This window comes from Mesobacillus sp. ABV4_180 (genome assembly GCF_056158485.1).
This window is the reverse complement of record NZ_JBSWTJ010000001.1, coordinates 1,835,541-1,857,351: the sequence shown is the minus strand read 5'-3', so window position 1 is coordinate 1,857,351 and position 21,811 is coordinate 1,835,541. Positions and strand designations below refer to the sequence as shown.

23 protein-coding genes and 1 pseudogene are annotated in these 21,811 nt (G+C 41.5%); 6 read left to right on the top strand and 18 right to left on the bottom strand.

Going from position 1 to position 21,811, the window contains the following annotated elements; genetic code table 11:
* Nucleotides 1–169 precede the first annotated feature (169 nt).
* Entirely contained in the window at nucleotides 170–862 is a 693-nt protein-coding gene (locus ACXAEA_RS09375) for a Crp/Fnr family transcriptional regulator (protein ID WP_475095627.1), read from the top strand.
* A gap of 48 nt (nucleotides 863–910) precedes the next feature.
* Here ACXAEA_RS09375 and hcp read toward each other — a convergent pair whose 3' ends face one another.
* Complete coding sequence (gene hcp, locus ACXAEA_RS09370) at nucleotides 911–2,212, bottom strand: hydroxylamine reductase (RefSeq protein ID WP_475095626.1); 1,302 nt, start codon at nucleotides 2,210–2,212, stop codon at nucleotides 911–913.
* A gap of 230 nt (nucleotides 2,213–2,442) precedes the next feature.
* Here hcp and ACXAEA_RS09365 point away from each other — a divergent pair, with 230 nt between their 5' ends.
* On the top strand, nucleotides 2,443–2,916 hold the full coding sequence (locus ACXAEA_RS09365; protein ID WP_475095625.1) for an Hsp20/alpha crystallin family protein: 474 nt from the start codon (nucleotides 2,443–2,445) through the stop codon (nucleotides 2,914–2,916).
* 123 nt (nucleotides 2,917–3,039) lie between these two features.
* Here ACXAEA_RS09365 and ACXAEA_RS09360 read toward each other — a convergent pair.
* A pseudogene (locus ACXAEA_RS09360) lies at nucleotides 3,040–3,311 on the bottom strand (transposase); the annotation flags it as partial.
* A gap of 218 nt (nucleotides 3,312–3,529) precedes the next feature.
* Here ACXAEA_RS09360 and ACXAEA_RS09355 point away from each other — a divergent pair.
* Complete coding sequence (locus ACXAEA_RS09355) at nucleotides 3,530–3,742, top strand: hypothetical protein (RefSeq protein ID WP_475095624.1); 213 nt, start codon at nucleotides 3,530–3,532, stop codon at nucleotides 3,740–3,742.
* On the opposite strand, the gene ACXAEA_RS09350 is transcribed toward ACXAEA_RS09355, so the two are convergent.
* Nucleotides 3,732–4,271 (bottom strand): YppG family protein, encoded by a 540-nt coding sequence (locus tag ACXAEA_RS09350; protein WP_475095623.1) that lies wholly within the window; start codon nucleotides 4,269–4,271, stop codon nucleotides 3,732–3,734. The genes ACXAEA_RS09355 and ACXAEA_RS09350 overlap by 11 nt on opposite strands.
* Before the next feature lie 192 nt (nucleotides 4,272–4,463).
* Here ACXAEA_RS09350 and ACXAEA_RS09345 point away from each other — a divergent pair, with 192 nt between their 5' ends.
* Nucleotides 4,464–4,661 (top strand): YppF family protein, encoded by a 198-nt coding sequence (locus ACXAEA_RS09345; protein WP_475095622.1) that lies wholly within the window; start codon nucleotides 4,464–4,466, stop codon nucleotides 4,659–4,661.
* A gap of 54 nt (nucleotides 4,662–4,715) precedes the next feature.
* Here the strand turns inward: ACXAEA_RS09345 and ACXAEA_RS09340 are convergent, their stop codons facing one another.
* The 3 genes from ACXAEA_RS09340 to ACXAEA_RS09330 all read right to left on the bottom strand — a co-directional run bounded on the left by ACXAEA_RS09340 (nucleotide 4,716) and on the right by ACXAEA_RS09330 (nucleotide 6,843).
* Complete coding sequence (locus ACXAEA_RS09340) at nucleotides 4,716–5,087, bottom strand: YppE family protein (protein WP_475095621.1); 372 nt, start codon at nucleotides 5,085–5,087, stop codon at nucleotides 4,716–4,718.
* Nucleotides 5,088–5,190: 103 nt separating this feature from the next.
* On the bottom strand, nucleotides 5,191–5,442 hold the full coding sequence (locus tag ACXAEA_RS09335) for a hypothetical protein (protein WP_475095620.1): 252 nt from the start codon (nucleotides 5,440–5,442) through the stop codon (nucleotides 5,191–5,193).
* A 414-nt stretch (nucleotides 5,443–5,856) separates the two neighbouring features.
* Nucleotides 5,857–6,843: a DUF2515 domain-containing protein gene (locus ACXAEA_RS09330; protein ID WP_475098094.1), complete on the bottom strand. Its 987-nt coding sequence runs from the start codon at nucleotides 6,841–6,843 to the stop codon at nucleotides 5,857–5,859.
* Between the two features lie 123 nt (nucleotides 6,844–6,966).
* Between ACXAEA_RS09330 and recU the strand changes: the two genes are divergently transcribed.
* Both recU and ACXAEA_RS09320 read left to right on the top strand, forming a co-directional pair.
* The gene (gene recU / locus ACXAEA_RS09325; RefSeq protein WP_475095619.1) at nucleotides 6,967–7,584 is read left to right on the top strand and encodes a Holliday junction resolvase RecU; all 618 of its coding nucleotides are present in this window, start codon (nucleotides 6,967–6,969) and stop codon (nucleotides 7,582–7,584) included.
* Between the two features lie 32 nt (nucleotides 7,585–7,616).
* Nucleotides 7,617–10,184 (top strand): PBP1A family penicillin-binding protein, encoded by a 2,568-nt coding sequence (locus ACXAEA_RS09320; RefSeq protein WP_475095618.1) that lies wholly within the window; start codon nucleotides 7,617–7,619, stop codon nucleotides 10,182–10,184.
* A 51-nt stretch (nucleotides 10,185–10,235) separates the two neighbouring features.
* Here ACXAEA_RS09320 and ACXAEA_RS09315 read toward each other — a convergent pair whose 3' ends face one another.
* From ACXAEA_RS09315 to panB, 12 genes are all read right to left on the bottom strand, one after another.
* Nucleotides 10,236–10,592, bottom strand: a complete 357-nt coding sequence (locus ACXAEA_RS09315) for a YpoC family protein (RefSeq protein WP_475095617.1) — start codon at nucleotides 10,590–10,592, stop codon at nucleotides 10,236–10,238.
* Between the two features lie 12 nt (nucleotides 10,593–10,604).
* Nucleotides 10,605–11,255, bottom strand: coding sequence for an endonuclease III (gene nth, locus ACXAEA_RS09310; protein WP_475095616.1), 651 nt, complete (start codon nucleotides 11,253–11,255; stop codon nucleotides 10,605–10,607).
* A gap of 117 nt (nucleotides 11,256–11,372) precedes the next feature.
* Nucleotides 11,373–12,080, bottom strand: a complete 708-nt coding sequence (locus ACXAEA_RS09305; protein WP_475095615.1) for a DnaD domain-containing protein — start codon at nucleotides 12,078–12,080, stop codon at nucleotides 11,373–11,375.
* A 177-nt stretch (nucleotides 12,081–12,257) separates the two neighbouring features.
* Nucleotides 12,258–13,550 (bottom strand): asparagine--tRNA ligase, encoded by a 1,293-nt coding sequence (gene asnS / locus ACXAEA_RS09300; RefSeq protein WP_475098093.1) that lies wholly within the window; start codon nucleotides 13,548–13,550, stop codon nucleotides 12,258–12,260.
* Nucleotides 13,551–13,682: 132 nt separating this feature from the next.
* Complete coding sequence (locus tag ACXAEA_RS09295; RefSeq protein ID WP_475098092.1) at nucleotides 13,683–14,864, bottom strand: pyridoxal phosphate-dependent aminotransferase; 1,182 nt, start codon at nucleotides 14,862–14,864, stop codon at nucleotides 13,683–13,685.
* Between the two features lie 27 nt (nucleotides 14,865–14,891).
* Nucleotides 14,892–15,377, bottom strand: a complete 486-nt coding sequence (locus tag ACXAEA_RS09290) for a cell wall elongation regulator TseB-like domain-containing protein (protein WP_475095614.1) — start codon at nucleotides 15,375–15,377, stop codon at nucleotides 14,892–14,894.
* Between the two features lie 68 nt (nucleotides 15,378–15,445).
* A complete protein-coding gene (locus ACXAEA_RS09285) occupies nucleotides 15,446–15,616 on the bottom strand; it encodes a YpmA family protein (protein WP_475095613.1) in 171 nt (56 codons plus the stop codon).
* 192 nt (nucleotides 15,617–15,808) lie between these two features.
* A complete protein-coding gene (locus ACXAEA_RS09280; RefSeq protein ID WP_475095612.1) occupies nucleotides 15,809–16,639 on the bottom strand; it encodes a ComEC/Rec2 family competence protein in 831 nt (276 codons plus the stop codon).
* Nucleotides 16,640–16,735: 96 nt separating this feature from the next.
* Nucleotides 16,736–19,531, bottom strand: coding sequence for an ATP-dependent DNA helicase DinG (gene dinG / locus ACXAEA_RS09275; RefSeq protein WP_475095611.1), 2,796 nt, complete (start codon nucleotides 19,529–19,531; stop codon nucleotides 16,736–16,738).
* Nucleotides 19,532–19,703: 172 nt separating this feature from the next.
* A complete protein-coding gene (panD, locus tag ACXAEA_RS09270; RefSeq protein WP_475095610.1) occupies nucleotides 19,704–20,090 on the bottom strand; it encodes an aspartate 1-decarboxylase in 387 nt (128 codons plus the stop codon).
* A 24-nt stretch (nucleotides 20,091–20,114) separates the two neighbouring features.
* Nucleotides 20,115–20,963 (bottom strand): pantoate--beta-alanine ligase, encoded by an 849-nt coding sequence (gene panC / locus ACXAEA_RS09265; protein WP_475095609.1) that lies wholly within the window; start codon nucleotides 20,961–20,963, stop codon nucleotides 20,115–20,117.
* Nucleotides 20,960–21,796 (bottom strand): 3-methyl-2-oxobutanoate hydroxymethyltransferase, encoded by an 837-nt coding sequence (gene panB, locus ACXAEA_RS09260; protein ID WP_475095608.1) that lies wholly within the window; start codon nucleotides 21,794–21,796, stop codon nucleotides 20,960–20,962. The genes panC and panB overlap by 4 nt, the downstream gene beginning before the upstream one ends.
* Between the last annotated feature and the right edge of the window lie 15 nt (nucleotides 21,797–21,811).

Below are 21,811 nucleotides of genomic sequence, written 5' to 3'. Positions count from 1 at the left end.
TATTCCTATTTTAGCGAATAAACGTTCGTTGCAAAAGTAAAATAATCTATAAATTGCTTTGCTAGTTTTTGGAACAAATCTTGATTCATTTTACTTTACACGGCGAAAACAAGATTTTTTTGTTAAAATAGTTGTGATGAACATACAGCTTGATATTGAGGTGTTTCAATTGAATAAAGAAGAGATAAAAAAAATTCTGTCACAGTTCGGATTGTTTCGGGACCTGGATGACTATGAGCTGGATAAAATTGTTGATATTTCGATCTCCCGTGAATGGAAGAAAAACAGCCATGTATTTCTTCAGGGTGATCCACTTGAAAACGTTTATTTTATAAATGAGGGAAAAGTGAAGGTCTATAAAAGTGATGCAAATGGCCGGGAACAAATCGTAGCCATTCTGAAAAAAGGGGAAATGTTCCCTCATGTTGGTTTTTTCCGAAAAGGCGGATATCCTGGTTATTCAGAAGTATTAGAGCAAGCAAGTCTTGTTGTAGTCCCAATTTCGCAATTTGAGAAGGTGCTTGTAGAAAACCCACATTTAAGCATAAAGGTTTTCAAGGTGCTAGGAGAGAAAATCATCGATCTTCAGGAAAGACTTGAAGCACAAATCCTCAATAATACTTATGAGCAGATCATCAAGCTTCTGATCAGGCTTGGGGACCTTCATGGCAAAAAGCAGGAGAACGGCACTATTCTTTTAAAAGCAGATTTCACAAACAAAGACCTGGCAAATATGATTGGTACGACGAGAGAAACAATGAGCAGGACTTTGACCAAAATGAAAAAGGATGAGCTTATTTCTTCTGATGCCAACGGAAATTTGATATTTGATCCAGACCTTCTAATGGATGAGCTTTTATAATTGAAGACAAAAAATGTCCGTAGCATAATGCTTCGGACATTTTGTTTATTATTCAACTCTGCTTAATCCCATCATTGTTTCCATATCTTCCTGAGCGGTTGTGATTAACTTCAGGTTGAAAGTTTCCTGTAATACCTGCATCACACCATCTGAAATGAATTCAGGCGGCTTAGGCCCGATACGGATATCCTGAATTCCAAGACTGAACAAACCTAGAAGGATTGCTACCGCTTTTTGCTCGAACCAAGATAGAACGATGCTTACAGGTAGTTCATTCACGTCACATTCGAATGCATCAGCAAGTGCTTTGGCAATTTTCACTGTAGATACTGAGTTATTGCACTGTCCAAGATCTAGATATCTAGGTATATTCGTTCCCGGAACCACACCATAGTCTACATCGTTGAAGCGGAATTTTCCGCATGAAGTTGTCAGGATGACAGCTTCCGGAGGCAGCGAAGTTGCAAGCTCACGATAATAATCGCCACCCTTTCCTGGTGCATCACACCCTGCGATAACGAAGAAGCGTTTAATTTTACCTGATTTCACAGCATCAATGACCTCTGGAGCCAAGCCGATCACTGTTTCGTGATGGAAACCAGTCACCAATGTTTCTTCAGATTCCATATTCGCTTCCGGCAGCTCCAATGCTTTTTCGATTACCATCGAGAAGTCATCATTTTCGATTTTTCTAACATTCTCAAGACCTGCAACTTCGTATGTAAACATACGGTCAGCATAGCTTCCCTTGATTGGCATTACACAGTTTGTGGTAGCAAGAATCGCTCCAGGGAATTTTTCAAACAGTCGGCGCTGATCGAACCATGCTTTTCCGATATTCCCCTTCAGATGCGGGTACTTTTTCAATGCCGGATAGCCGTGTGCTGGAAGCATTTCTGAGTGAGTGTAAATATTGATTCCTTTACCTTCCGTCTGTTTGAGCAATTCTTCCAGAGCGAAGAGGTTATGTCCTGTTACTACGATACATTTCCCTTCAATCTTATTCTGGCTGACCTTAACCGGCTGAGGAATACCCAGGCGGCTTGTGTGTGCTTCATCTAGCATTTCCATCACTCTTACGGCTGATTGACCTACCTTCATTGCCATATCGATATGTTCTTGTACATTAAAGTTTGAATTAGTCAAAGTCATATATAATGCTTCATGGGTTGTAGCGTCTACAAATGGATCTGTAAAACCAAGCTGGTTTGCATGAGTCCTGTATGCCGCTATCCCTTTCAAGGCAAAAATCATTGTGTCCTGAAGGCTCGCAATCGTTTCATCTTTCCCGCAAACCCCCACTACCTTACAGCCGCCAGTTGGCGTTTGTTCACATTGGTAACAAAACATATGTGTATACCCCTCTTCTGCTTTATTTACTGTTTCAGCATACAGAGGAACATCAATTGGTTATGTGACCTAAATCACACTAAAGGCATTTTTCACAAAGTGTTCAAAAAGGTTCGACTGAAAACGCAATTCCATCCTTGATCGTGTATTTATCTATTTAAGTTCATGAACAGGGACATTCTCCGCCACATATTCTATTATAAAATTTCTGCTGAGGAGGATGTGTACCGATGGCGACCAACCATCCTGACCGCCCCAAAAAACACGAAGCACTTGAACAATGGTTTAAATCCATGAATCAAATCATGCATGAGAAGCCAGTAAAAGGCATATTGCAAAGCATTGATGATTTTTTCAGACAACCCTTTCCCTACTCTTCTTTCCCTGTGGACCTAACCGAAACAGAAAAAGAATATATCGTTAGCGCTGAACTTCCCGGAGTCAAGAAAGACCAAATTTCCATTGATGTAATAGACAGCACATTAACGATCACCGTCAATAAGACAGATGGTTTCTCAGAGGTAAACGAAAATACTAAGTCACATAGACAGATGTCGTCAATGCAAAGAGTTAGCAGGACAATTCCGTTTTCCCATCCTATTAACGAAAAGAAGACCCGGGCCTCCTATCGCGATGGGCTCCTCAAAATAAAAATCGCTAAAAAACAAGGAAAGAAAATTGATATTTCAATAGACAACGAATAAAGGAAAAAGCAGGCAGCGCCTGCTCAGGTTGTCGACAAAAGGGGTTTGGAATGCACTGATTCCGAACCCCTTTTTTAGTTTTCTTGTTTTTGACCTAAGGACAGACTCCCCTTAAGCCTCTTTCTACGCCATTTTTGGACCTATCCATGTCCAGTTGGCCATCTTTTTCAGATTCAAGGCAGCGAAAGTAAGCACCGCCTGCATGGACAATTTTTTAGCCCCCTGAGGATTGTCCAACGCATGCCATGCTTTTCTTTTGCCTCTGAGAATGCGCGCTCGATTGTTTCTTCGCGCTTTGTATAGATTTCTTTTACTTCTTGTTTATGTCTTAGGTGGTCAGCTTCCTCCACATACTCCTGCCAAATATGCCGTTGTACTACCTTTTGGTGGTCCTTAGGAACAAGCTGATCTAAAGCAACCATCTCAAGTTGATCTCTTTGGATTGAATTATTTTCGAAAACAATTTCATCACCTTAAGCGTTCTATGATTTACTTTAAGTTAGGTTATACTTCACTGTCACCCCATCTTTATATACCCTGTTGATCTACGTTCCAGGCGTGTAGACTCCTCGAAAATGCTAACGCATTTCCTTCGTGCTTGGGAAGCAAATCAATGTCCTGCGGGATCAGCTGGACAGGTGAGACCACGCAAGAGCTTGCGATGAGGAGGCTCAGCGCCAGCCCCGCGGAAAGCGAAGCGCCTGGAACGGAAATCAACAGCCCCATTTCCAACCAAAACAAAAAGACTGTAGGCATGCTCGATTTTATCGAGTTTGCCTACAGTCTGAGCAGGCATGCGCCTGCTTTTTCTTTTATTACACTTTAAACATTCCTCCCAGGCCTTTCACGAGAGAGGAAACCTGGGTCACAGCATTCATCATCTGCCCTGCGGTATCGACCATCTTATTGACATCCAGATTCCCATCCTGGCTCTTGAAAGAGTTCATGATCGATTGCAGCCCGGATGGCTGTTTTGGCATGAAAGCATACTGCGGGTATGGATTATAATTTTGGTAATCCACCTGCTGGCTGTAATAGCCGTAGATCGGATCATCCTCAGGCTGCAGCGGATTCTGGAAAAGCATTTTTGTATAGTTGTCCTTTGATCCAGTCAAGGGATATGACTGATTCCAATTGGTATTGCCCTGAGGATAAGGATTATTTTGATACCCCTGCATATACTGATTTTGCCAATTTCCCGGCATAGCATTCAAATATGGATTCCCGTATTGTTGAGGGAGCGGCTGCTGCCGGTTCAAACCTGGATTATCACTATAAGGATAAGGCTCATGGTAAATATTATTTCCCCTCCACTGTGGCTGATAGGCATTCGTATTGTTCCTGCGGCCAAACATGGGCGAACATCCTCCTCCAATTATTCATTACGATATCATATGACGTAATCGCCCAGATGGTGCAATGGCTGGAAAGCTATTCCGCTTTTGTCTAATCATGATGTTAATTGTCGGAAGTTTTAATTTTTGAAAAATAAATGACCCATCATTTTTCATGATAGGATTTAGTTAAATGATGGAGGAGGATGAAAAATGAACGTTCACGAACTAAAAAATCTATTTGCCCAGACAAAAGAGTATACTCCGGAACATGTAAATGAATTGCTCGATTTCACTAAAAAGTCATATGTCCAGAATGAAATCACCATTTTAGAATACCGGAACCTTGTTCGTGAGCTGGAGTTGCAAGGAGCCTTCATTCCAGAGGATCAAAAAAAAATTTCTTTGTAAAGAGATTGAAGCACCAGTTTAAATAAAACTGGTGCTTCTTTATTTGTTACCTGATTATTCGGCCGTTTTTTCAATTGCCAAAATTGTGCTGTTCAAAATAAAATCGACAGATTGGATTTGGTCAAGGAATCTCTTTTTGCTCGTTTCCGGAAAAAATGCCTGGACAGAAATAACTTCAAGGTAGTCAGCAGCTGTTTCAATTTGGCTGAAATGGAGGTTCCTCGGAAGATTTTCTTTAACCCACTGTGTCGCTGCTTCTTTCCAGAGACCGGCAGTTTCTTTCACTTCATCCGCAAACGGCTTTACCTCTGTATGGAAATCGCCCCTGACGCCTGCTTCCCTTGAATATTCAAACCGATCATGAGCACGCTCAGTATATACCAGCAATTTTTTTGATAATAAAATGATTCTTTCCTGATGCTCCACTTGCACATCCCACTTTCTTTATTTTGCTCTGTTACTGCTTGATAATAAAAAAGTAGTCTTCTTTGAAAGAAGCTACTTAAGAATGAATCTATTCTATTATACGTTAAAAACTTAATTCAAGTTTTAAAGATGATGCTTCATTCATTGCATGAGTTCCGACTTCCAGCTTTGACAGTCTTTCTTCCATATCATCAAAAAGAATATTGATCTCTTCTATATGCATCGAATGATCCTGGCAGATTTCTTCTCTATGAGCCACTAATGAACTTTGCAAATTCGTTTCTGTCACATCAAGGTTATGGGCCATATCAGTTAACATCCCTAAAATCTTTTCCTTTTCAATTCCTTGTCTCATATAATCTCTCCCAACGTTAAATAATTTTAAGGCCTGGCAGATCCGAACCCTTTAGCTAGACAACGAAACAGTCATTTTGTGTTCATATATCCTCTCATATAATTTAAATTCTCCTCGTGGAATAAACCTCCTCTACCATTGACAAAACTAGAAGCAATTCGGCAAACAAAGTGTTTTTTAGCAGCAAGCTTTACAGCCTTCGACAAAAAATCGCCGCATGAAAAATGCGCAAATGAACAAACTAATCTCGGGAGGTGTTCATATGAATAAGAAACAAAACAAAAATGCCCAGCAGCCTAACAACACAACCGACAAAAAAACTGGTTATGGTGACAAGAAACTTGAAGGGCCTAATAGACCGGCAGAGTGATTAAACAAAAAGCAAGGTAATCCTTGCTTTTTTGTTTGAAGCTATTAATTTGTGGTAAATAATTCCTTAATTGAGATTAATGCATGCAATTGTTTCTGTTTTCGGTGATGCCATTTCGTCAGGTGGATGGGATGTCTATGGCTGACTTGCAGTTCAAACCATTTTTTTTGAAACTTTCTTTCTTTATACCAATCTTTTTGCTTGTGATAGTGGTGGCTTATGATTGGAAAAGTACTGCGCAGGAATGGGGTCTCCTTTTTTTTATAGACAGGGAAATATCTTTCATAATCATGTCTGGATGCTGTGTGCTCAGTGTTTAGTGCAAATTCGAGAAACATAGGATAATACGCTGGATCAAACAGTATTGCTGCCAGCCTTTTTCCCAGGTTGACCCTCTTGCCTAGCTCCTTAAATCCGTTAACGCTTGCTCCGTATAATTCTCCTTCACATGTTGGAAAAAGTACTGTACTGAAGTGGAGATAATCTTCAAAAGAGAATATAAACGTGTTAAAGACTCTTTTTTTATAGACAGGATGAAGGATGACCGGGTTATGAATAACATTTTGTTCGTTAATGATCAAGGCTGTCATCAGCCTTTTCTTATCTCCTTTATCCCAAAACTCCAGCCATTCCCTTTCCATAAACTCTGAAACATCAAGGTATTGCAATAAGTGAAACATTGGCGTGCATTTTTTCGTCGAATAAGAGTATAGAAGAAGTTGAGAATAGGCATCCCGGAAAATCAGCCAATTCGCCCTTTCGAATGTAAGGAATAATCGCTGACGAATAGAGGGTTCAAGTATTTTTGGGAACCAATCTCCTTCAAGGTCGCACATATTATAGCCGCCATTCCTGGAAACCATGCTTGCAAGGAAAGCCCAGATCATTTCCGGATATTCCAGATAAAAATCAAAATATGCTTTCGTTCGTGATATATTGTCGATATTCTTTTTATCCGTTTCATTTCTGATTTTTTGAATTGTCTCTGCTTCATGGACCGGCAATTGAAAAAAATGAGGATTTTGGGTTATTGACACACCTTTTCTCTTCCTTTTCTGTAGGTTCTTTTTAGGTTGATGTCAAATGAGGCTTTTTATTCAACCAAATGACCTTCATATTTGGTATGATAAAGAGTAGTCTGTGAGGTGTTCAGCTTGGTTTTCAATTATCCAAATGGAAAAAAATATATCCCAAAATCGAATTCAGAACCTGGAATAAAGATCAAAAAGCAAAAAAATGCTGCCTACAGCAACAGAGGGATGACCCTGGAGGAGGACCTTAACGAAACGAACTCATATTACCTTGACCGGTCAATCGCGGTCATTCACAAAAAGCCTACACCTGTGCAGATCGTAAATGTGGATTATCCGCGCAGGAGTGCGGCAGTCATCAAAGAGGCATACTTTAAACAAGCTTCTACTACAGACTATAATGGGGTTTATAAAGGTAAGTACGTAGATTTCGAAGCGAAGGAAACAAAGTTCACAACATCATTTCCATTAAAAAACTTTCATGATCATCAAATAGACCATATGAGAGCTGTGTTGAACCAGGATGGGATCTGTTTCGTCATCCTCCGCTTCTCTACCGAGGAACAGGTTTACCTGCTTGAAGCTGCCCATTTGCTAAGCTTTTGGGACAGAATGAAAAATGGCGGAAGGAAGTCGATTACGAAGGAAGAAATCATGAATTTCGGCTATCAGATCCCGATTGGCCTTCACCCGAGAATTGACTATATTAAAATTATCGATTATCTTTATAAACTTAGTTAGCTTTTTTACTGCGAGAAAGGAAGGAACTAAACATGGCACAAAAACCTCAAACTAGAGAGGAGCGGCGAAAACAGCTGGCAGCCAATAATAAAAAACCCAAAGGCAAGAAAGCCAAAAAAGGAACATTTAAAAAGATTTTCCTGGCTTTGATCGCCCTTGGCATAATTGGAATGCTCACTGGAGTCGCTACCTTCGCTTTTATGATACAGGATACACCGAAACTGGATGAATCCTTGCTTAAAGACCCTATTTCTTCAAAAATATATGATAAGGATAATAAGCTTGTAACAGAGGTAGGCTCTGAGACCAGGGATTATGTTGTCTATGAGGATATTCCTAAGCTTGTTGAGAACGCGTTTTTGGCAACAGAGGATGTCAGATTTTATAAACATAATGGAATTGATGTCATTCGCCTTGGCGGAGCGGTTATTGCCAATGTTACCGAGGGTTTTGGATCCGAAGGAGCATCAACTATAACACAGCAGGTTGTCAAGAATTCATTCCTGGGATTTGAAAAAACACTTTCAAGGAAAGCACAGGAAGCATGGCTTGCCTACCAGCTAGAAAAAAAATACACAAAGCAGCAAATATTCGAAATGTATGTCAATAAAATCTATATGTCTGAAAACATCCACGGTGTGCAAACAGCAGCGAGCCTATATTTCGGCAAGGATGACCTGAACGAGCTGGAGCTGCATGAAGCTGCCCTTCTTGCTGGCATGCCTCAGAGCCCTAATAACTATAATCCTTTTACGAATCCTGAAAAAGCCGAACATCGCAGGAATGTTGTATTGTCTTTGATGCATCAGCACGGTTTCATTTCTAAGGAAGAAAAGGAAAAGGCTCAAAAAATACCTGTTGAATCCAGCCTGGTAAAAGAAGGAGACAGAAAGGGTAAAGACGAAGAGCCGTTCGATGCTTTTATCGATATGGTTATCGAGGAAGTGTCAGAGCAGACCGATTTTGATATCTTCTCCGATGGACTTGAAATCTATACAACACTTGATCAGAATGCTCAGACTCATGTAGAAGAAATCCTGAATACTGACGCTGCTGTTCAATATCCTAATGATGAAATGCAGGCCGGCATTACCCTGCTTGATACGAAAACGGGAGAAATCCGCGCTATCGGCGGAGGTCGAAACCAGCAGGTGAAGCGTGGCTTAAATTACGCTATCGATGTTAAAAGGCAGCCGGGATCAACTATTAAACCTATCCTGGACTATGGCCCGGCAATCGAGCATCTGCGCTGGGGTACCTATCATATGCTTGAAGATAAGCCTATGACGTATTCAAACGGGGAACCGATTGGAAACTGGAACGATAAATATAACGGTATCATGACGATGAGATCAGCTCTGGCAAAGTCTATAAATATTCCTGCCCTGCAGGCATTCCAGGCAGTTGGAGCTGAAAAAGCAAGAGATTTTGGAGTCAATCTTGGATTGACATTAAAGGATCCTATTTATGAATCAGCTTCAATTGGTGCTCATGAAATTGCACCGATTGAAATGGCGGGTGCTTATGCAGCATTCGGCAACAACGGTTTCTTTACAAAACCTTATTCAGTAAAGAAAATTGTACTTCGTGACAAGACTGAAATTGATTTGACTCCTGAAACTGAAGTAGTCATGAAGGATTATACAGCTTTCATGATTTCAGATATGCTGAAATCTGCAATAAAACAAGGTACAGGAGCAACATACGCTAATATCCCTAGTCTCCATGTAGCGGGGAAAACGGGAACAACCAACTATACCCAAGATGAAATCAATAGCTGGGGAATCAAATCTGGCGGTGTTCCTGATTCATGGTTTGTTGGCTATACAACAAGATACACTGCATCCGTATGGACTGGTTACAAAGATCGAAAGACTGGACTTTATGGAACCGAACAAAAAATATCACAGATGCTCTTCAAGGATTTAATGACGTATGTATCAAAGGATGCAGATACTCCTGATTTCACAGTTCCAAAGAGTGTCGAAAAAGTAAAAGTAGAAAAAGGCACAATGCCAGCTAAGCTTGCGAGTGAATACACACCTAAGGACCAAATCCTTTATGAGTGGGCTGTAAAAGGCAATGTTCCAAATGAAGTCTCCAAAAAGTTTGATAAAATCGAAACTCCCACAGAGCTTGAAGCCAAATACGATGAAAAGAAAAATGAAATCATCCTAACTTGGAAGTTCAAGCAAGAGAATAAAACGGATATACAATTCGAGGTTACCGCATCACTGGATGAAGGGCCAGAACAGCAATTTACTGCTTCTGATACCGGACTGAAAATTGCAGGCGCTGTGCCTGGCGGAATCTACTCATTTAAAGTTACTGCAGTAAGAGGCGACCAGCGTTCCGAGCCTGCAGCCATCAAGGTAGAGATACCGGAGCTTGAACTTCCAGAAACCGATGAAGACGGTGGAGATGAACAAGATAACGGTGACGGCAATGGCGGCGGTAATGGAAATGGAAATGGAAATGGAAATGGAAATGGAAATGGAAATGGAAACGGCAACGGTAATGGAAACAATGACGGTAACATCGATGGGAACAATGATGGTGACAACGATGAAGATGGCGAAGGCGGAGATGATGGGCAATAGTCCCCATTATCGAACACCTTCCACACAACAGCAAAAAATAAACGTCCTGACTTAGTCAGGACGTTTATTTTTTGCATTCTTTAGTGCTAATTGTCTGGCATACTGCTTTTCCTGTTCTGCAAACAATTCAGATAGCTGAATATATGAATGATATAATCTCGGGCGTGAGGAAATAAAATTCAGTCTGTCATTTACATTTACTGGTTTGATATAGCATTCCTCATAGGTAAGGGATTCAACAGCCTCAAGTCCATTCGATGAAAAAAGAAACTCCCTGAATAATTCTATTGCAGACTCCATCAGCGGCAAGGCTTTTTCAGTATCCCTTTTTATGAAGCATTCAGCCAGCTTCGTTTTGGACTTATTCCATTCGATGAGTATATTTCGTACGGATTCATCGGTATTCATGCGATTTCCACCTTATCCTATACTCTTCATGCGCTTATGTCCTTCTCGGCACACCACTAGTAAAGGACAAGTCTCGCATTTTGGATTCTGGGCTTTACAGTGATACCGTCCAAAGAAAATCATCCTGTGGTGGGTAATCGACCATTCGGCTTCAGGAATTTTCTTCATTAATGTCTTCTCAACCTCAAGCACAGAATCTTTCCAGCGGCAAAACGCCAATCGCTTGCTGACACGCTCAACATGTGTATCCACCGCTATTGCCGGTACTCCATAGGCAACAGAAACTACTACGTTTGCTGTTTTCCTCCCCACTCCCGGCAACTTTGTCAATTCATCCCGGTCTGACGGAACCACACCGCCATAATCATCAATCAGCAACCTGCAAAGATTTTGAATGTTCTTGGCTTTATTACGAAATAAACCGATCGATCGGATATCCTGCTGAAGCTCTTCCAGGGATACACTCAAAAAGTCTTCAGGAGTTTTGTATTTTTGGAACAAGTCCTTTGTCACTTTATTTACCAGTGCATCCGTACACTGTGCTGACAATGCTACCGCTATAACCAATTCAAACGGGTTTGAATGGATTAGTTCGCAATGTGCATTCGGAAACATTTTACCCATTTCATCAAGACAAAATCTGATTTGCTGTTTGTTTAACAAGTTTTTCACCACATTTCCTTATTCGTCTATCACTTTAATACATTTATGTTTTAGTTGACCCTTAAGTGGCCAGATTTTTAGATTAAAAAAAGAGAGAATGGTTGAATTCTCTCGTGATTACTGTTCTAGCCAGTTATAAAATGGGACAGGATTGGCAGAGACTTTTGGTTCTTCCTTTCCAGCCCTTGATGCGTTTTGATGCTGTCTGAATTTCCTTCCATAACTTTTAGCCTGTTCGATTGTCTTGATTCCATTCTTCTTCCACTCGAAAAGGATCCGGTCTATATATCGAAAATTCAGCTTTCCTGATATGACAGCTTCCCTTAAAGCAGCCTTGATTATGATAGGATCATGATGGTCATCATCCATCCACATTGCAAGAGACTCGCATTCAAATGGTGATAATGGTCTCCCGAATTCCCTTTCAAATGCAGTATATAGATTTGTTTCTTCCTTTCTGTCAGAAAGCTCTTTCTCCTGCTTCCGTTTAAGCATAAATTGATCAAAAAGCTTCTCCCAGAGGGGTTCCAGTGAATACTTCTCAAATCTGATCCCTTCAGTTGAATCGCCATCGATTATGGAAATAAATCCTCTTTGAACCAGTGCTCGGAGTAAATCTGTACATTCGAAAGCCGATATCGTCATCCGGTCTGCAAGTTCCATTGGTGTAGGAAAATCATTTCCTTTTTCAGAAAAATAGATTACATGCAGCAACAATGCCAATTCTTGTTCGTTCAATCTCATTTCTTTGTACTGTGTCAAAAGCACAGCGGGAATCGTCACATTCCCTTCCTTTAACCAATCTAACATATCTGCTTTTTTCATTCCGGACACCTCTTTTCATAGTATAGCATGAACACGCCCGGCTGGTAATAAAATAGGAAAAGATTAAAAAGGGAAATTAGTCGAAAAATAGCGAAATAAATATTCTTTTGTTGATGGGAGATTCACAAAAAAACTGCTAAAACAGATAAGGCCCGCATCGGACGGGCCTTATCTGTTTTATGGATATAGACGGTTCAATAAACGCGGGAATGGAATGGCTTCACGGACATGCTCTACTCCGCTGATCCACGCTACAGTTCTTTCCAGTCCCAGACCAAAACCTGAATGCGGTACAGATCCATATTGGCGAAGCTGGAGATACCACTCATAAGATTCAAGCGGCAGGCCATGTTCTTCAAGTCGCTGTTTCAGCAGGTCGAAATCATGAATACGTTCAGAGCCGCCAATAATCTCTCCGTAGCCTTCCGGAGCAATCAAATCGGCGCATAGCACTACATCATCCCTGTCAGGTGCCGGCTGCATGTAGAATGGCTTCAATGCAGTCGGGTAATGTGTAATGAAAACTGGCTTGTCATAGCTCTCTGCTATCGCTGTTTCATGAGGAGCTCCGAAATCATCTCCCCATTGGATATCATCAAACCCTTTTTCATGAAGGAACTTGATCGCATCATCATAGCTGATTCGCGGGAATGGAGCCTGGATCCTCTCAAGCTTGGACGTATCACGATTCAATGTTTTCAGTTCGAGCTGACAATTTTTCAATACAGACTGGACAATAAACGATACGTACTCTTCCTGGACTTTCAGGCTGTCTTCATGCTCGTAAAAAGCCATTTCCGGCTCGATCATCCAGAACTCTATCAAGTGACGGCGTGTCTTTGATTTTTCAGCTCGGAATGTTGGTCCGAATGAAAAAACCTTTCCCAATGCCATAGCAGCTGCTTCCATGTATAGCTGGCCACTTTGAGACAGGTATGCATCTTCCTCAAAGTATTTAGTGTGGAATAATTCTGTAGTACCCTCTGGAGCACTTCCAGTCAAAATTGGAGGATCCACCTTTGCAAATCCCTGCTCATTAAAGAACTCATATGTGGCGCGAATGATTTCATTGCGCACTTTCATGACTGCGTGCTGACGCTTCGAACGCAGCCACAAATGGCGGTGATCCATCAAAAACTCTGTTCCATGCTCTTTTGGTGTGATAGGATAGTCTGTTGCCTGATGAATGACTTCAATGCCATTCACTTGCATTTCATATCCCAGTGGGGATCTTTCGTCTTTCGTCACCGTTCCCGTCACAAACAAGGATGACTCTTGTGTTACCGATTTGGCAAGCTGGAATACTTCTTCTGCCACCTCGCTCTTGACTACGACTCCCTGAATGAAGCCTGTCCCGTCACGAAGCTGGAGAAAAGCGATTTTACCACTTGAACGTTTATTAGCCACCCAAGCACCAATTTTAACTTCTTTGCCTTCATATTTATAAACTTCTGCAATTGTTGATTTTATCACGTATTGTTCCCTCCAAAACTAAACAAAGCTGGTAGTATGTATTGTTTTCATTATACATTTGCCCATTAGTGCAGGCAACACTCAAACTTATAAAACGGAGAACCGGCTAACGATTCTCCGTCATAATCTTTAAGCAAGGCTTTTTACAAATTGTTGGATTCTGTTAATCGCTTCTTCCAGTTGTTCCAGGGAAGTTGCGTAGGATAGGCGCATATAATCCGGTGCACCAAAACCGGAACCCGGCACAACTGCAACATTCGCTTCTGTCAGCAAAACTTCCGCAAAGTCATCAACATCCTTGCAGCCTGTCATCAGTGCCGCTTCTTTTGCATTCGGGAAAAGATAAAATGCTCCCTGTGGCTTGATGCATGAGATCCCGGGAATTTCATTCAGCCTGGCATGAATGATTTCGAGCCTTTCTTCAAACGCTGTCCTCATCGTTTCCACCGCATCCTGTGATTCAGCATACGCTGCAATGGTTGCATATTGTGCGGGTGTCGTAGGATTGGAAGTACTGTGGCTGGCAAGGTCCGTCATCGCATTTATGATTTTTTTATTTCCTGCAGCATAACCTATCCTCCAGCCAGTCATGGAGTGAGATTTGGATACGCCATTTATGATGATTGTTTGATTTTTAAGTTCTTCTGATAACTCAGCTATTGAAATATGCTCTGTAGCACCATAAATCAACTTTTCATATATTTCATCAGAAATAATCAGGATGTCATTTTCAAGGCATACGTTACCTAACGCAATCAACTCATCCTTTGTGTAAACCATTCCGGTCGGATTGCTAGGGGAATTGATGATGACCGCCCTGGTCCTATTTGTAATTTTTTCCTTTAGCTGCTCTGGAGTAATTTTAAAGTTATTCTGTTCAAAGCCTTCCACGTATACAGGGTTGCCGCCTGCAAGCTTAACCTGCTCAGGGTAGCTTACCCAATACGGAATCGGAATGATGACTTCATCCCCATCGTTTAAGAGTACCTGGAATAAAGTGTATAGACCATGCTTTGCTCCATTGGTAACAATAATTTCATTAAGCTGATAATCAAGACCCTGGTCACGCTTGAGTTTTGCAGCTATTTCCTTCTTTAACTCCGGGAGACCGCCAGAAGGTGTGTACTTCGTGAAGCCCTCATTCATAGACTTCACAGCAGCATCAATGATGTGCTGCGGTGTGTTAAAATCAGGCTCACCTGCTCCAAGCCCGATGACATCTTTCCCCTGCGCTTTCAATTCCTTGGCTTTGGCGGTGATCGCCAATGTTGATGAAGGAGTGAGTGCCCCCACTCTGCTGGCTAATTGGATCTCCATCCCTTTACCTCCCATGTATTTTTACAGATTATCGATTGCCCTCAGTTTCTCCCCAGTATCAAAATCAACGTAATAATAATTGATTGTGTTACTGTTGTTACGATAATATATTTCCCATGCCGGCCTGTCCGTCTTTTGGATTCTGGCCATACCGAGCCTTACTTCAATTATTTCTTTTGGTTTTTTTTCCTGATATAGTTTATTTAAAGCTTCCTTTTTCGTGATTCCATTTTTAGCATTTCTTGTTTCAACTTCAGCATTTTTTTCATTGATCCAAATATATACATCTTCCTGCCTGGCATTCTTACCTGTCATCACAAAATAAGTATCTTCTCCACTGTACAGGCTGAAGTTACTGAAGTCAGACAGGTTGGTCTCTCTTGAGGCGATTTGTATCGCCTTTTCTTCTGCGGCTTTAACCGGTTCAACCGCATTCAAATAAACATTGACCAGGATTCCCGTTACGATGGCGAGCACGAGAATGCTGAGTAAAATCCACTTCTTCACATGTATCCCTTCTTTTATGTATCCTCATTGATTTATAAAGCACATAATGGCTATGTTGTGCACGGTCTTTATGTGCGGTAAATTGTAAAAACAGCTTTTTCCTTGTCTTCCTGGTCTAACGCAAGTCCGAACATAAGGTCATTATGCTTTAATGTCCTGTTAAGTGCATCGACAACCTTATATAAATCCGGACTGTTTTGTATTTTCACTGTTGTTAGCACTTCAATTTTGCTTTCCATCCTGGTTCCTCTCCTTGAACAATTATTGTCATTTATATATCAGCATTAAGCTGGCAACAATACAATTAATACTACTCATTATATCAGGAGAAACGCCTCACTGGTAAGAGTTTGACTGAACATAAAATCTTTTCTGATCCACACACACAAATGGCTGCGCAATAATTGCGCAGTTTTTTTATGCAGTAACTTCTACTCTTTGCTCATGATTGTTATGACATCATAATTTGAATCAGTAAGCTTTATTGTAACAGTCCCATGCTGTTTTGTGAAATAAACATCAATCCAGGCTTCATGCAGCATTTCGACTAGATCAGGATCGGGCTTGATCGATCTGGATTTAAAAATCACAGCAAGCTGGGGATCCATATGCTCGATCAATAAGTCAGAAAAAGACCCTTTCTCTGCGAATTGCGGAAGCTTAAGGATATTCACATTTTTCAATGGTTCAGCAAGGAAATCCTGTTCTGATTTATGGCTTGCTGAACTGACAAAAAAGATTTGATGATGGAAAAATTGAAAAGATATATCTGTTCCTTCTTTTTCCTCAATTCCATCGTAAACAACTTCAGCTGTCAATCCGGGCATTAATTTCTCCGATTCTCCCTGTTTCCATACTTTCACTTCGACTCCAGCTGGTACTATAACCTCTGACATCGTCTGGCTGGCAGAGGCTCCCGTTACAATGCGGCGAACTTTGTATGTTTGGATGATGCCTTCCAAATTTTTGCGATCATTTTTTGTCGTCAGGATCACTGTCGAAATCTCTTTTACATGAAACAAAGCAAGCAGGCGTTCAAGCTCCTTCACAGTACCCTTTCCGCCAGTGTTCACCAGGATATTCTCACCGTTTGGATGCTGAATAAGTGCAGCTTCCCCATCGCTTAAAGCCAAAAACGTAAATGCCAATTCGTTTCTCTTCAGGTTCACTTCCACACCCTCAACTTCAACTGGGGCTGAAGGAGATTCATAAGGTATATAGTACCAATTCATGAATGAAAGGATCGCAATTAATAGTTTCATGGCCACTCCTCCAATTGCTTCTAGCTATAGAGTGTGTCATTTATAAAAAATATAAAAGTCTTTTTGGAAAATCACATGAAAGAATGCACTGGGATCTCACAGCCAGTCGTGGATCAAGTCCACAATTTCATTAATCGAGCCCTTTTCGACGGGTACATCTGGTATTGAGGTCAAAAATGCGCCACCATACGAAGTTGTCAGTAACCTTCGATCAAAAATAAAAATCATACCCCTGTCAGAGGATGTCCTGATTAACCTTCCAAATCCTTGCTTAAACCTTAGGATCGCTTCAGGCAAAGACAACTCGGAAAAAGGGTTTCCCCCGTTTTCCTGGATCAGAGCACATTTTGCAGCTGTTAATGGTTCATCTGGCGGCGAAAATGGCAGCCTTACGATAATGAGGCAAGAAAGATCTTCACCCGGGATATCGATTCCTTCCCAGAAACTGCTGGTCCCGAAAAGAATCGCCTTTTCGAAACGCTTGAAATTTCGTGTCAGTCTCGTTCTGCTTCCTGCCGTAATTCCCTGCGCGATCAGGACGAATTCCTCAAGAAGGCCGCTTTCCTTGATCAATTCATACGTTTTCTTCAGCATATCATGGGAAGTGAACAAGATTAGCATTCGCCCTTTCGTGGCTTCAGCAATAGAGATGATATGCTCGGTAATGGCAGCAACATAGTCCTCATTTGATACTGCCTTGATTTCAGGCAGATCATCTGGGACGATAAGTTTGATTTGTGTTCCATAAGAAAATGGCGATGGTATCTGTTTTTCGATGAGTGTTGATTCCAGACCCAATTCTTTTTTTATGAACCTAAAAGAATTGTTTACAGACAAAGTTGCCGAGGTAACGACCACACTTCTTTTTACACCAAAGAATTGTCTCTCCAAATACTCAGCGACATGCACTGGACGGGCAAAAATGGTTGTTGAATTCTGCATGGCGCGCATATCAGCTTCGACCCATCTAACATAACTGCTTCCATCCATAAAGAGTGCTTTTGCCGTATTTTGGATATTTTCTAAATCTGCCTTTACCTGAACTACTTCCTCCATTAACGCCTGCTGTTCACCCTTGAAATTTTGGGATTGCCTGCTGGCTTCTTCAATACGCTGTTCAATTGCGTTCACCAAATCTTTTATCAAGAAGTAAAATCTTTCAGCAGTTGTTTTTAATGCCATCCAAATTCGATTGTTCTTGTCAGGTACCAGGCTGGCATGGATTTTGCTGCCTGATGGTTTGGATTTAATTCCTTTTCTTGCATACATTCCAGCAAGCTTGAATAATTCATCTGTTTCATAAATTAAATCCGTGATCAGCTGATTGATCTCGAAGGAATGAAGTCTGTTTCCCCCACTTGTGCCGGCGGATTTCCCCAGAAGCCTCTCCATTTTATAAAATAACTGTGCCTGGTCATATTGTCCCAACTGATTGAATAAAAGCCTCACAGCCATATAGTCGAGTGATCGGCCAAAATATTTCCCTGCGGCTTTTTCGAATTGATGGCCTTCATCCAGAACTGCATAATCATATTCAGGCAGAATCCCACTGTCCGATACGAGATCTGCCAAAAGCATGGAATGATTGGTGATCAGGATATTGGCATCTTTTGCCTTATCAATCGCGCTTTTATAAAAATCATGCTCCTCCCAATGCTTAGTACGCAGGAACATGGACCGTTCATTTTTTATCTTATTCCAATACAGCATTCCTCCGCTCGAAAGGTTTAGTTCATCCAGATCCCCTGTTTCTGTTTGGGTCAGCCAGACAAGAATTTGCATTTTCGTAAGTGCTGTATCGTAATTTTCTTCGAGCTCTCTCAAGGATTGTTCAAAGCGAGGCATGCTGATATAGTGGTTCCTTCCTTTAATCAGGGCTGTCTTCAAACCTGCATCGAACATTTCATCGAGCTTGGGGACATCGTTTGTCAAAAGCTGCTCCTGAAGCTGGGTGGTGAATGTACTGATCACTACCGGCTTATTGTTGTTTAATGAGAAGACTGCTGCCGGGATCAAATACGCAAGTGATTTACCTACCCCTGTTCCAGCTTCGATCAGAGCATGCCCATTTCGTAAAAATGCCTCGTGGACAAGATCCATCATTTCATTTTGCCCTTGCCTCAGTTCAAACCCAGAGAAAGCCTTTTGCAGCAATAGTTGTTTTTCCTCTGTTGATTTCGGATATAGAATTTCACTTTTCCTGCCAGAACCTGATATATTTTTCTTCTTCAAGGCAATGCCCCGGTAGATTTCAATATCTTCAGGCAAGCTTTCTATCCTGCTCTCTTTTACATTCAATGCTTCATCGAAGATCAGGTGCAAATCACTCTTTAGTCCTTCCGAAAGCTTTGCAAGCTCTTTGAGAGTCACTTGCGGAAGGTAAGAAATAGCTTCGAGCATGATCAACAGCAATTCTGCCGTAACATATGCATCACTATCTGCCTGGTGTGGACGATCATGGCGAAGGTTTTCTTTTGCTGCCAAGTCAGTCAATTTATAGCTGTCTGCAGATGGATACAAGATCCTCGCCATTTCGACTGTATCAAGAACAGGACCATAAAACCCCTCACAGCCAGCTTTTATTAATTCCTCTTGTAAAAAAGAAAGATCAAACAAGACATTATGAGCCACAAAATAAGCATCTTCAAGCATACTAGAAATCTGGGGCGCTATTTCTTCAAACAATGGAGCATCTTTCACCATGGAATCAGATATGCCCGTCAGTTCTTCAATAAAAACCGGAATATCCTGCAATGGATTTACAAGCGATGCGAATTGGCCTGTAATTTCACCATTCTCGATGATTACTGCTCCAAACTGTATAATCCGGTCTCCTTTTTTAGGGGAGTTGCCCGTCGTTTCTAAATCGATCACTACAAATTTTTGGCTCATACTCCATAACACCTCTAAAATTCAGTCAATCAAAAACGTAACATAAAAAAACGAAAAGAGAAAGCAGAAGCCCGTATAATGATAGTAGATTTGGGATTAAGTTTATTCTTTAATAGCAGGATTGTTGATATGTATGAAAAAACTCCCGAAGGCTCGGGAGTTTTCGAAATTCTTACTGAAAGACAGTTCGCTCAGGTTCAGCGTGAAGCATTTCAACAATACGATTGTTTGCATCCATCAAAGCTACCTTAGGCTGGTGTGTCGCGACCTTCTCTTCTGCCACCAGTGCATAGGAAATGATGATGACCACGTCTCCCTCATGAACCAGACGGGCGGCCGCTCCATTTAGGCAGACAATCCCGCTTCCCCTTTGACCTGGAATGATGTATGTCTCAAACCGTGCGCCATTATTATTATTCACAATCTGGACTTTTTCATTAGCAACCATACCTACAGCGTCCAATATGTCACTGTCAATCGTGATGCTGCCAACATAATTAAGATTTGCTTCAGTTACTCTAGCTCGATGTATTTTAGCATTCATCATGGTGCGGAACATGGAATGGAATCCCCCTAATATAAGTTATTCTACTTCTAAAATGATATTGTCAATCAGCCTTGCTTTTGAGAATTTAACAGCAAGTGCGATAATGATTTTTCCAGTTATTGTTTTAAGTGGTTTCAACTCAGGATAAGAATAGACCTCAATATAATCAACTTGTCCTGTTGTACATTCACCAATATGGTTTGCCATCATCTCGACAAGTTCCTGCGGATTTCGTTCTCCGAGCGCTATTGCAGATTTTGCCATCTGTAAGCTAGCGCTAAGTTCAATGGCCTGTTTTCTTTCATCTTCGTTAAGATAAACATTTCTTGAACTTTTTGCAAGACCATCCTTTTCCCGGACTGTACCCACTGGAACTAGCTCAATCGGGAAATTAAAATCCTTGATGAGTCCATCGACCACAGCGACCTGCTGTGCGTCCTTCAAGCCAAAATATGCCCGAGCAGGCCGTACGATGTTGAACAATTTAATCAGGACTGTTGCCACTCCATCAAAATGCCCCGGACGCGATTTGCCGCAAAGTACGTTTGTGCGCTCCACGACCGAAACTTTAATGGAAGCTTCACCGGGGTACATCTCTTCAGCTGATGGATAAAAAATATAATCTACACCTTCAGCCTCAGCGATTTTATGATCCCGTTCAAAATCACGAGGATAAGCATCCAGGTCTTCTGTAGGGCCAAATTGAAGAGGGTTAACAAAAATGCTCAGGACTACTATGTCATTTTCCGGACGAGCTTTTTTCATTAAGGACATATGCCCTTCATGCAGGAAACCCATTGTCGGTACATACCCAACGGACTTCCCGTCAGCTTTCAGACGAGACATTTGTTGCTGCATTTCAGCGATGTTTGAGATGATTTTCATTCTCTTCCTCCGTACAGTGCCAGCAATTCTTCTTCTTTCATGGTAAAACTATGCTTATCTTCAGGAAATGCTTTGTTCCTCACTTCCGATACATAGGAATTCAGCCCTGAAGCGATTTGTTCATTTACATTAATATATTGCTTAACGAATTTCGGGACGCGTTCAACGCCATAGGTAATGATATCATGGTAGACCAGCACCTGGCCATCTACATCTGCACCTGCCCCGATCCCGATTGTCGGAATTCCAAGAGCTTGGCTGATTTGTTCAGCCAGTTGTTTAGGAACACATTCGAGGACTACTGCAAATGCTCCAGCCTCTTCACATTTTTTAGCGTCATCAAGCAGTTTCTTTGCGGCATCCGCATTTTTTCCCTGTACTTTATATCCGCCAAGGACCCCGACAGATTGCGGAGTCAGGCCAAGGTGCGCGACAACAGGCACACCTGCCTTAGTCAGCGCTTTTATATGGTCGAGGACCTCATCAGCACCCTCAACCTTGACAGCATTCGCCCCGGTCTCCTGTAGGATCCTTGCGCCATTTATAAGGGTGTCTTTAATTGACAGATGATAACTCATGAATGGCAGATCGACAACAATGAATGTATTGCCAGCCCCACGCCTTACGGCTTTCGAATGGTGAATCATATCCTCCATCGTTACCGGGACCGTTGAATCATATCCCAGTACTACCATACCCAGCGAGTCACCGACGAGGATCATATCTGCTTCAGCCTGCTCAGCATGCTTTGCAGAAGGATAATCATAGGCTGTTACCATTACAATTTTGCTGCCGGTTTGCTTCATTTTTAAGAAATCAGTTGTTTGTTTCACTTTCATTCCTCCTTT